The 11,008-nt window shown below is 40.1% G+C and carries 5 protein-coding genes and 1 pseudogene; 3 read left to right on the top strand and 3 right to left on the bottom strand.

Going from position 1 to position 11,008, the window contains the following annotated elements; all coding sequences use genetic code 11:
• The 3 genes from AYJ08_RS13780 to AYJ08_RS13770 form a co-directional block, all read right to left on the bottom strand.
• A partial coding sequence (locus AYJ08_RS13780) for a Crp/Fnr family transcriptional regulator (RefSeq protein WP_064018210.1) occupies positions 1 to 626 on the bottom strand: 626 nt, incomplete at its 3' end.
• Between the two features lie 222 nt (positions 627 to 848).
• On the bottom strand, positions 849 to 1,556 hold the full coding sequence (ric, locus tag AYJ08_RS13775; RefSeq protein ID WP_064018209.1) for an iron-sulfur cluster repair di-iron protein: 708 nt from the start codon (positions 1,554 to 1,556) through the stop codon (positions 849 to 851).
• Between the two features lie 409 nt (positions 1,557 to 1,965).
• Positions 1,966 to 2,484 (bottom strand): hypothetical protein, encoded by a 519-nt coding sequence (locus tag AYJ08_RS13770; protein ID WP_064018208.1) that lies wholly within the window; start codon positions 2,482 to 2,484, stop codon positions 1,966 to 1,968.
• A 356-nt stretch (positions 2,485 to 2,840) separates the two neighbouring features.
• On the opposite strand from AYJ08_RS13770, the gene AYJ08_RS13765 reads away from it, so the two are divergent.
• From AYJ08_RS13765 to AYJ08_RS13755, 3 genes and pseudogenes are all read left to right on the top strand, one after another.
• On the top strand, positions 2,841 to 6,122 hold the full coding sequence (locus AYJ08_RS13765; RefSeq protein ID WP_064018207.1) for a non-ribosomal peptide synthetase: 3,282 nt from the start codon (positions 2,841 to 2,843) through the stop codon (positions 6,120 to 6,122).
• A 6-nt stretch (positions 6,123 to 6,128) separates the two neighbouring features.
• Positions 6,129 to 10,790 (top strand): type I polyketide synthase, encoded by a 4,662-nt coding sequence (locus AYJ08_RS13760; protein WP_064018206.1) that lies wholly within the window; start codon positions 6,129 to 6,131, stop codon positions 10,788 to 10,790.
• 30 nt (positions 10,791 to 10,820) lie between these two features.
• A pseudogene (locus tag AYJ08_RS13755) lies at positions 10,821 to 11,008 on the top strand (MupA/Atu3671 family FMN-dependent luciferase-like monooxygenase); the annotation flags it as partial.

Below are 11,008 nucleotides of genomic sequence, written 5' to 3'. Positions count from 1 at the left end.
CCGATGTGTATAAGAGCATGCTGATTAATTGTACGGTTAATTGTTTCCCGAGAAGTTCCAATCATATTCGCGAGTTCGCGATTCGTAAATTGAGTCGTTATTTTGTATTTATCATGAATCTGGATGCCGTTTGATTTACATAAGCGAAGCAATAGCATAATAATTTGCTCATAGGTATCATGAAGAATTTTTTCCTCTAATCTATTCTGGAGATCCACAATCTTTTCTTCTAGAATTTTAAACAATGTAATACATAATCGAGGATACTGAAGTAAAGCATTCTCAAAATCAACGATTGGGATAACAACTAATTCTGCATGCTCTAGTATCTCGGCATTTGCTGGGAAAGTACCTTTTTGGAAGAATCCCGCATGCGGAAACATTTCTCCAGCTTGGAGTACAGAAACAATCTGTTCTCTTCCGGTTTTATCTGTTTTTTGAATTTTCACCTTACCCGAATGGATAAAAAATACACGATCAAGTGGATCACCCTGTAAAAATACAAAAGACCTTGCTTTATACGTTCGAACCTGAGAAATATCCACTATCGTTTGAAGCTCTTCATCCAAAAGTTCTTTAAAAAGGGGGATATTTCGCATATGCTTCTTAATTAAACCTTCTTTCATATAGACAACTCCTTACCCGATCTAGGCATATTCTTTCTATATAATATCAACGACTACATGTAGCAAAAGACTGGTCTAGAAGGAAGGTTAGAGGTTTTTGCCATTGTGCTTGTACATTGAGACATTGCATGCTTCCTGTAATCTTATAGTCAAAACATAAAATATAGAAGAAATGGGAGATGAGCGACTTTTTACTCATGTCCCATTTCTTTAGGGAGTGGCTTAGGTTCGTGCTATTGCACGTGGGAACAACACATTATTTTCTAGATGGATATGCTGGAATAAATCGGCTTCAAGTGCCTCAAGGCGTTGGTAGACCAGACGATAAGTACCGCAAGCCCCTTCTGGTGGGGTAAAGTCATTGGTAATGGTACGAAGTTCTTTGATAATATTGCCGGCGTGGCTATGCTCATTCTCCAATTCTTCCACTACCTTGCATAGTTTTGTATAATTTTCATCTGTTGCATGTTGCTCAAATGCTAAAATCAATGGGAAATCCTCTGTCTCCTCTTTTATTAAATGCTGTTCCAATTCTGTTTTTAACTCATGAAATAACTTATGAATTCGAGCTAAATGTGGTTGTTGCGATCCATGAACGCGTAGTACTTTTGTTACATAAGGGCTTAGCTGTGGCAATTCTTCATTTAAATAACGATGATGTTTATTCACAATATAGTCAATTAATTCGCTATAAGAGGCAGTTCTCCAATCAATTACAGATTCATGTAAAAGCTTTGTATCATGATACAGAGTGTTTAATTTTGTTATAACCTCATCAGCCAATAAATTTCTTTCTTTAATAGCATCAATAAGGGGTCTATTACCACCGCAGCAAAAATCTATTTTATATAATTTGAAAAGGTCGCTTGCCTTTGGAAACTCTGTTACAATCTCACCAATAATAGAAGACTCGGTAAATGTATGTTCCATATGAATGCCTCCATAAAGTTTAAAATTTTGTATCTGGATTAAGAATATGAATAATTTTAAATTTATGTCGTGATTTCGATCACTTAAAATGTGTTAATTTTGTCATCACTTGTTGTAAACATCCATTCATTTTATAAAGGGAAGATAAAGTACCCATTAAAAAATAGTTTGTAGGTAAACGTATTTTAGCTGGATAGCTTTTAGAGAACCTGGGGGTATTTTGGGGTGATGTTGCTTGTAAGCGAAGGGCAGGTGTAAGTGATTTCTTACGTTACTCAAAAGAGACTAAATGGCCGTGTCCCAATATGTCAAATAACATAAAAAACACCTCTTAAAGGTGGCAGTCCATCAAACAGGAAAGACAAGCAACTACGATAAGAGGTGTTTTTCAGGCTATTTAACGTAACTTTTAATGGGTGATTGGAGTACCATCAGGAATGGTATTTTGCAAGGAAGCTGGAAGCGTAATGATTTTATTCCAATCAAAGCTGTATTTGTTAAATGCAGCCTCGCTAACAAATCCGCGCTTTACAGTCCTTCCGTTCTCATGATCTATTAAATATACCGTTGCATTGTTTTGATATTTGATCAATTGTGTATTTTCGTTAATAACTGGTCCATCAGGGATGCCATCAAGTGATAAGAATGACTGAATGCCATCCCATGAACGGAATAATCTGAAGTACACGGCCTCGCTAACAATTCCTCTTTTCTTTCCATCCATAATTAGAAATACGGTAGGATCATCGACTACCTTAACACGTAAACCGTTGAATCGATTCGGATCGGAAGCCGTTGCATCCAATGATTTTACACTTGTAATCGGTTTGGAGTCAACTCCTGTTGCTTTCGTTGCAGCATAAGCTGGAGAAAAATACATGCTGGCTAAAAGTGTGCTGACCATCAGAGCAGTAAGACCTTTTTTCATTTGAACCCTCTCCTTGTATGAAAAGTAGAAACACATAATTATTTCTATATAATGGAATTTAATCCTTTTATTTCTTTAAAATTTATATGTAATAAAAATATTCAGATTTGATTGACATTTCAAGCTGGAATTAGGATAATTTAGTAAAGTATTAGTTAAATATTAAATATATACCATAAAAATCTATCTTTTATGACTACAGGAGGAATGTCTAAAAATCTTTTCGCCATGTGTTACCCAATAAAAATTTATCTATTGTTCGTTGTATAAAGGATAAGTATTTATACAATGCTTCTTTTTTATGTGGAGCGAAGGTTTTGTGTCGTTAAAATTATACATATGGGAGGGCAGCATTTATGCATGTAGAAGCAGTTCCGTCCTATCCATTGACCAATGCCCAAAAGCGAATTTGGTTTGTGGAAAATATCTATCCAAATGTAGGGGCAACGAATCTCGCCACTTCGTTTACTTTTTCTTCAAGCCTGCAACATGATATTTTGATTAAAGCAATTCATCATTTTATTAGTGAAAATGACTCAATTCGCCTCACAACTATCTTCAGCCAATCCGATACAAATAAGTTTCCCATGCAAATGATTTCCGAAGACATCCATCCAAGTATACCCATAATTGATTTTCGTTTTGATGATCAGAGAGAGCAGGCTATTCAAGAATGGCTTAGTCAAACCACGAAACAGCCTTTTTCCTTCTCGCAAGGGCCATTGTATTACTTTGCCATATTACAAAAAAACGATACAGAGACCATTCTCTATATGAAATTCAGTCATCTGATCGCTGATGGTGTAGCGATGCTATATGCCATTAAAGAAATCGTTGCTTGCTATCAGCAGCTAGCCAAAGGGGAAGAGCGGGAGAAGCAAGTAAAGCCTTCCTATATAGAAATGCTTGATAGAGAAAGGGAATATCTCGAGTCTAGGCGCTTTTCATTGGATGAGGCCTATTGGAGTAGTCAGTTCGAAAAGGCTCCAGAATTAGTAAGTCTTAGTGATCAAGATGAGCTGTCTCGCAATATCGCTAGTAGACGACATAGCTTGTTCATACAAAATGATCTTCGTAATCAAATTGAATGCTTTTGTGATTCATTTGGGATCAGCCCGAATGTATTTTTTTTAGGAACCTTCTATCTGTACCTCTATCGGATCACGGGTAAGAAAGATGTTACCGTAGGACATATTATTAGCAATCGCTCAAATGCTCGTGATAAACATACATTTGGGATGTTTGCAAGCACGCTCCCGTTTCGCCATCTGATAAATCCTAATTTGGATTTTGTTAGCCATTGTCAAGAGATCGCTAAACAGCAAAGGCAAATGCTACGGCATCAGAAATACCCCTATCAAACATTGTTGTCCAAGGTGAGAGAGCAGCACCCAGACGTCCAGCAGCTCTTTTCAATAGCAATGGAATTTCAGGTGTTAGAATTCGATATGCAGGATGATTTGCGTTATACATCTGACATACAATTCAGTGGATACGAGGCACAGGAGTTAGTTCTACATATTAAAGATCGACGTGAGATGAAAAGCTATCAGCTAGATTTTGATCACCATTTGGATATATGTACGGAAGAAGAGATTCGTGAATGGAGCGAGCGGTACCGAACAATCATCGAAAGCGCTTTAAAAGACCCGAAGAAGTGCATCAAGGAATTGGACCTGCTTTCAGTAGAAGAAAAAACAAAGATTTTAGTTGATTGGAATCGAACAGAAAAGGAATTTCCGCTAGAGAAAACCTTTGTCGATTTATTTGCAGAACAGGTAAGTAAGATACCAGAGCATCATGCAGTAGAGTTTGGGGAGAAGGCACTAAGCTATCAGGAATTAGATGAGTTGTCTACTTGCATGGCACATACGTTACGAGAAAAAGCCGGGAGAGAAAGTATAATTGCGATCATGGTTCCGCGTAGCATCGAGATGATTGTCAGCCTGCTGGCTGTAAGCAAAGCTGGTGCTGCTTATCTGCCTATTGACCCTGATTACCCACCGGAACGAATTGCGTACATGCTGGAGGATAGTGCCGCATCTATTTTGCTTACAACGGGAGAGCTTAATCTATCAGATATTGGCTTTTCGGGAGAGAGGATCGACGTTTTACAGTTTGTAGCGGACATAGAGCGTGCTCCAAGGGTAAAAAGTCACTTGGAAACACTATGCTCTCCCCATCCGAATGATTTGGCTTACGTCATCTATACCTCTGGTTCGACTGGCAGGCCAAAGGGTGTCATGATTGAACACAAAAGTCTCAGCAATTTAATTTTTGCAAGACGCGATTTTCATAAAATATCGCCTGAAACCAGGATGGTACAATTCTGTTCCTTTAGCTTTGACGCCTCAGTCTGTGAAATTATTCCGACACTTGCTAGCGGCGGTACAGTATGCATGGATACGAAAGAACACTTATTTCCAGGTAAACAATTGATTGATTGGTTGCATGAGAAAAGAATTAATATGGCAGCAATTCCAACCTCGGTAATGGCTATACTTCCTGACGCAGAGCTTTCGCATCTTCAAACTTTGGAGGTAGGCGGAGAAGTTTGTCCTGCTACTGTTGCCGTTCGTTGGGGGAAAAATCGTCGTTTTTTTAATTCTTACGGACCTACTGAAGCAACGGTATGTTCAACTAGCGGCGAGTATGTATTTTCAAATAGACAAGAAGAGCTGAACAACCCGGTACCACCGGACATTGGACAGCCTATTTCAAATGCAAAAATATTTATATTAGATGAAAACCAACAGCCTGTTCCTGTTGGCGTGATTGGTGAGGTGTATATCGGTGGTGCTGGTTTGGCACGCGGATATTTGAATCGAGAGGACTTGACTAGGGAAAGGTTCGTCTATGTTGAGTTTGAAGGGCTTGGGCAGGGGGCGATTCGACTTTATCGCACTGGAGATTTAGCACGATTTTTACCAAATGGACGTATTGCATTCGTAGGTCGAATTGATGATCAGGTGAAGATACGCGGGCATCGAATTGAAGTCAGAGAAATCGAACATGTTTTATGTGAGCATCCAGAAGTCAAACAGTGCGTGACAGTAGTAGAAGATGATGAGAAGTACGGTAAGAAATTAGTCGCATATGTTGTGCCTATTTCTCAAGAAGAAGGAGCTTCTATTTCTCTAGGAAAAGAATTGCGAGAATTTTTACAGGGAAAGCTTCCTTTCTTTATGATTCCAAATGCAATCAAGTTACTCGACAATATTCCATTAACTCCAAACGGTAAAATCAATCGCAAAAAAATTAATTTTATTGAAACAAATCAGTCCAGCAGTAAAGACGAGCAGACAGCAAATCTGGCTCCTATCTCAGAAATAGAAAGAACTTTGACAAAAATTTGGCAACAGGCACTAGGTGTTGAACAGGTGGGTATTCATGAGCATTTTTTCCATATTGGCGGAGATTCCTATCGGTTACTTCATGTTCACCAAGAAATTAATGAAATATTCAGAAGGGGATTGCCGGTTATTGATATGTTTCGTTATCCCACCATCCATACATTGGCACATAGACTGAGTCAGGAAATGAGCAGTGTGCCAACTGTGACTGAAAATAGGGAAATAGCTTTAAAACGTAAGGAAGAGATGCAGAAACAAAAACAGATCAGAAAACGTGGGAGGTAAGAAAAGATGCATGAGTTGATAAGCGAGGATATGCAATCCTCAATTGCCATTATCGGTATGTCAGGGAGATTCCCGGGTGCTAGTAATATAGAGGAATTTTGGCAAAACCTTCGTCAAGGAAAAGAATCAATTCATTTCTTTGAGCCTAAAAGTGAAAAAAAGATTCCAGCGATGGGCATTTTGGAAAATATGGCCGAATTCGATGCAGCGTTTTTTGAAATGACACCACGGGAAGCAGAGATCACTGATCCTCAGCAACGCTTGTTCCTCGAAACAGCATATGAGGCCTTGGAGCAGGCAGGATATGATCCGGAGAAGTATAGTGGGAGAATTGGGGTTTACGCAGGCAGCGGACAATCCGGATACTTAGCTCATATCCATAGTCATCCTGCGATTGTAGACTCGCTTGGAAGCTTTCAGATCATGCTTGGTACACAACCTGATTTTCTTTCAACGCGTGTATCATACAAGCTAGATTTAAAGGGGCCTAGTATAGCGGTGCAGACAGCTTGCTCTAGCTCCTTGGTAAGCGTACATATGGCATGCCAAAGCTTACTGACATACGAATGTGACATGGCTTTAGCAGGTGGAGTATCAGTTAAGGCAGATCAAAGTAATGATCTTGAATTTCAAGAAGGCAGCATTTTGTCCCCAGACGGACATTGTCGTGCCTTTGATTCGAATGCCCAGGGAACAGTAATCGGCAATGGGGTTGGGGTTGTTTTGCTTAAACGTTTAGAGGACGCTTTGGCTGACAATGATCATATCCTAGCAGTTGTAAGGGGAACCGCTATTAATAATGACGGTAAGCAAAAGGTGGGCTTTACAGCTCCAAGCATTACTCATCAAGCTGAGGTAATCAAAGAAGCTCTTAGCATTGCTGATATTAATCCAGAAACGATTAGCTATATAGAGGCACATGGAACAGGTACAACACTTGGAGATCCGATTGAAATAGCGGCACTAACAGAGGCGTATCGTGAGCGTACATCCAAGACAGGCTATTGTGCGATAGGGTCTGTAAAAACCAATATTGGACATCTTGATAATGCATCAGGAGTAACAGGTTTAATTAAAACAGTGTTGGCCCTTTCCCATAAACAAATCCCTCCAAGTTTACATTTTGTAGAAGCTAATCGGCAGATCGACTTTGAACAAAGTCCCTTTTATGTAAATACGCAGCTTACAGAGTGGAAGACGGGTGACTATCCTCGCCGTGCTGGAGTTAGCTCGTTTGGCATAGGGGGAACAAATGCACATGTAATCCTAGAAGAGGCACCTGTACCTGCGAAAAGAGAAGCGGTTTCACCTAGCAAGTGGAATGTACTGCCTCTCTCTGCCAAGACACCAACTGCTCTTATGCAGGCAAAGGAAAACCTAGCTGAATTCTTTGACAAAAATCCGGAGGTAAATCTAGGGGATGTCGCATATACACTCCAAGCAGGAAGAAAGGAGTTTTCTCATCGAAGCGCTGTGATTGCTCGTGAAGCTACATCTGCGAAAATGTTATTACAAAACGAGTTTATTCCCTTTGCTCAACACCAGGGCACTTCAAAGGAACTGATCGTAGAAGGAAAAGTGGTCCCAAGTCCTTCCGTCGTATTCATGTTTTCGGGTCAAGGCTCTCAATATGTGAATATGGGGCGAGATCTATATGAGACCGAGAAAATATTTAGAGAAACGGTAGATTATTGCGCCCTACAAGTAACAAAACACATTGGCATTGATATAACTGAGCTGATGTATCCAACTGAGGAGCTGGAAGAACAAGCAAAAGAACAATTACAACAAACCATCTATGCCCAACCTGCGCTTTTTATCATTGAATACGCTTTAGCCAAATTGTTGGAATCATGGGGTGTTCGCCCACATGCCATGATCGGCCACAGTATAGGTGAGTATGTCGCAGCTTGCCTTGCCAGCGTACTGTCGTTGGAAGATGCTCTGTCTTTGGTTTCAACACGAGGTGTCCTGATGCAAAAGATGGAGAAAGGCGCAATGCTAGCAGTTGCACAAGGAGATTTACAGGTTCGTGAATTATTGCAGGAACATGGTGGAGAGCTTTCAATAGCAGCTGTGAATAGTCCGATATCTACTGTTATTGCAGGTACATATGCAGATATTTGTAGCCTAGAGAAGTTAATGGAGGAAAAAGGTATTACATTTAAACGGTTGATTACCTCTCATGCTTATCATTCGATGATGATGGAGCCTATGCTAGAAGAGTTTTATGAAGCGCTTCAGCAGAAGACCTTCCATGAACCGCTAATTCCGTACATTTCTAATCTTACAGGTGCAAAAATTACTGCTTCACAAGCAACAGACCCTCTTTACTGGCAAAAACATCTCAGAGAGACTGTTCACTTCTCTACAGGAGTCCGCACTTTGATGGAGGAGCCAAATTGTATTTTTATGGAGGTAGGACCGGGCCAGTCGCTTGTCTCTCTTGTACGACAACATAGAGAAACGTACCAGGCTCAACAAGCGATCACGATCACCACCCTTCCGTCGGCGAAAAAGGAACACTCAGACGTGGCTAGCCTACGATTAGCGGTTGCCGGTTTGTGGTGCCACGGTGTAGAGATGGATCAGTCTGTTTTAGGAAATCATGAAAACGCTCGTCGCGTTCATCTTCCAACGTACCCTTTTGAAAGAAAGACCTACTTTTTAGAGAAAAAAGAGAATCCAATAAGTAATCACGTCGATGCACTCGATCGAAAGAGAAGGGAAATGACTGATTGGTTCTATATTCCTGTGTGGAATCAATCGAGCACAGCTTACTCCATCGAAGACGTAGAAAACTTTCCTACCAATCAAAGATGGTTGATTTTTCAAGATAAGCAAGGCTTAGGCAAGCAAGTAGAGAGTTATGGTGAAAGGCTTGGGCTTGAGGTAGTGACTGTCATTCCTGGTCAGACGTTTTCTAAAATTGATGAAAAAGTTTATACCATCGATATCATGAGTGAAGAATCCTACCAAGAGTTGTTTAAAACATTGGATATGGACAATTTATTGCCAGATAAAATCATTCACATGTGGAGTATTCAGCATACAGACGAGCAAGAATCAGAGCAGGGGGATGAGCAGTTAGAGCATTATGGTTTATACAGCATGCTATACATCGCTAAACAATTAGGAATATATGCTTTCCAACAAAAAATGGAAATCATTGCATTGTCGAATAATCTCCAGGAAATATCCAATGAAGAGATTCATATGCCAGTACGATCAACCATACTCGGACCTCTACGTGTCATAGCACAAGAATATCCACAGATAAAAACACGTTACATTGATGTTCAACTGACAGATATGTTACCTAAAAATTCAGATCGTTTACTCAAAAAAGTTTTGGATGAGATTTTGAGTACTACTTCTGATTTTATGGTCGCTATTCGCGGCACTCACCGATTTGTTCAAAAATTTGAACAAACAAGATTGCCAGAGAAGAAATCCCATTCCTATTCCCCTTCTTTCCGTGATAAAGGCATATACCTGATTACAGGTGCGACTCAGGAAGTAGGATTGTCGGTAAGTGAAGAGATAGCCAACTCAGTAAAAGCTTCCCTAATTTTGATAGGCGATCCGGATTTTCCAGCTATGGAGCAATGGGATAGCTACCTGCAAGCTCATGATGCAGAGGACGAGATTGCGAGTAAAATCAAACGAATCCGTCTTCTTAAGCAAAATTGTGAACAGGTACGTTATCACTCAGCTCATTTAACAGACGAAGAGGAAATGAGACAGGTGATTCGTTCAGCGGAAGACAGCGCGGGAAGGATTACAGGTATTGTTTATGCAGCAGAGCGATTTAGCTCTGGCTTCATCCCATTGAAAAGTAAAGATTCCTGCTATCAAAATATTGCACAGCAAGTGTATGGCCCACTTGTCTTAGAAAAGCTTATTGACCATATGAATATAGAGTTTATGCTGCTATTCTCTCGCACATTCTCACTAACAGGCGGGGTAGGTCAAATGGACAATTGTGTTGCAAATGTCTTTTTGGATACATTCGCGAGATATCAAACTGCAAAAGGAATACCTACGATTGCGATTAACTGGGGCATGTGGAAAAACGATAATTGGATTCGTAGCCAGACAGGGATGCCATTAGAAGTGCAGTTGCATATGGAACAATTGCAAGAAAAATACGGAATTACAGCCAAAGAAGGCACCCATGTCATGAACCGTATTCTTACAAGCGACTACTCTCAAGTGATTGTTTCTACACAGGACATTCATTCTGCGATTCATGAATTCAATCAATACGATACCTCACAATCAAGCACTCAATCTCACCGTGCTAATGAGCATCTCAAGCAAGCAGCTGATACATATGTTGCACCACGTGATGAGACAGAAAGGAAAATAGCGGATATTTGGCAAGATCTATTCGGTATCTCTGCAATCAGTACGGAAGCTAACTTTTTTGAGCTAGGTGGTAACTCTCTACTATCCATTCAGCTTGTTACACGTTTGAGAAATACGTTCTATAACGATATTCCGATGGATATTCTTTTCCAATCTCCAACTATTGTTGAGTTAGCTCAAGCGATAACGATGTCTCAGATCGGGCAAGAGGAGATGGATGAGATTGAGCGTATGCTGAGTGAAATCGAGAAAATGTCACCAGAGGAGCTGTCACTCAAGCTTGTTAACGAAGTATAAAGGTGAGAACAATTAAGGAGAGAATAAAGAATGAACCAGTTAGATAAAAGGTTAGCAGCACTTTCTCCTGAACAACGGATTTTATTTGAACAACGCCTCAAACAAAAAGGCATTCAAACCCCGTTTCCTGCTAGATTATCTAAGCAGGAAGTGAAAAATCGAAACAGCGCTGCAAGTAGCTTTGTGCCGAAGCGAAAAAGAAAAGTGGATAAGATGGA

It is taken from the genome of Brevibacillus sp. SKDU10 (assembly GCF_001645205.1).
Taxonomy (GTDB): domain Bacteria; phylum Bacillota; class Bacilli; order Brevibacillales; family Brevibacillaceae; genus Brevibacillus_B; species Brevibacillus_B halotolerans.
This window is presented reverse-complemented; position numbering and strand designations above follow the sequence as displayed.

What these genes read in the sequence shown, in the direction of transcription:
- ric (WP_064018209.1), bottom strand. Translation starts at nt 1,556, where the DNA reads ATGGAACATACATTTACCGAGTCTTCTATTATTGGTGAGATTGTAACA.
- AYJ08_RS13770 (WP_064018208.1), bottom strand. Translation starts at nt 2,484, where the DNA reads ATGAAAAAAGGTCTTACTGCTCTGATGGTCAGCACACTTTTAGCCAGC.
- AYJ08_RS13765 (WP_064018207.1), top strand. Translation starts at nt 2,841, where the DNA reads ATGCATGTAGAAGCAGTTCCGTCCTATCCATTGACCAATGCCCAAAAG.
- AYJ08_RS13760 (WP_064018206.1), top strand. Translation starts at nt 6,129, where the DNA reads ATGCATGAGTTGATAAGCGAGGATATGCAATCCTCAATTGCCATTATC.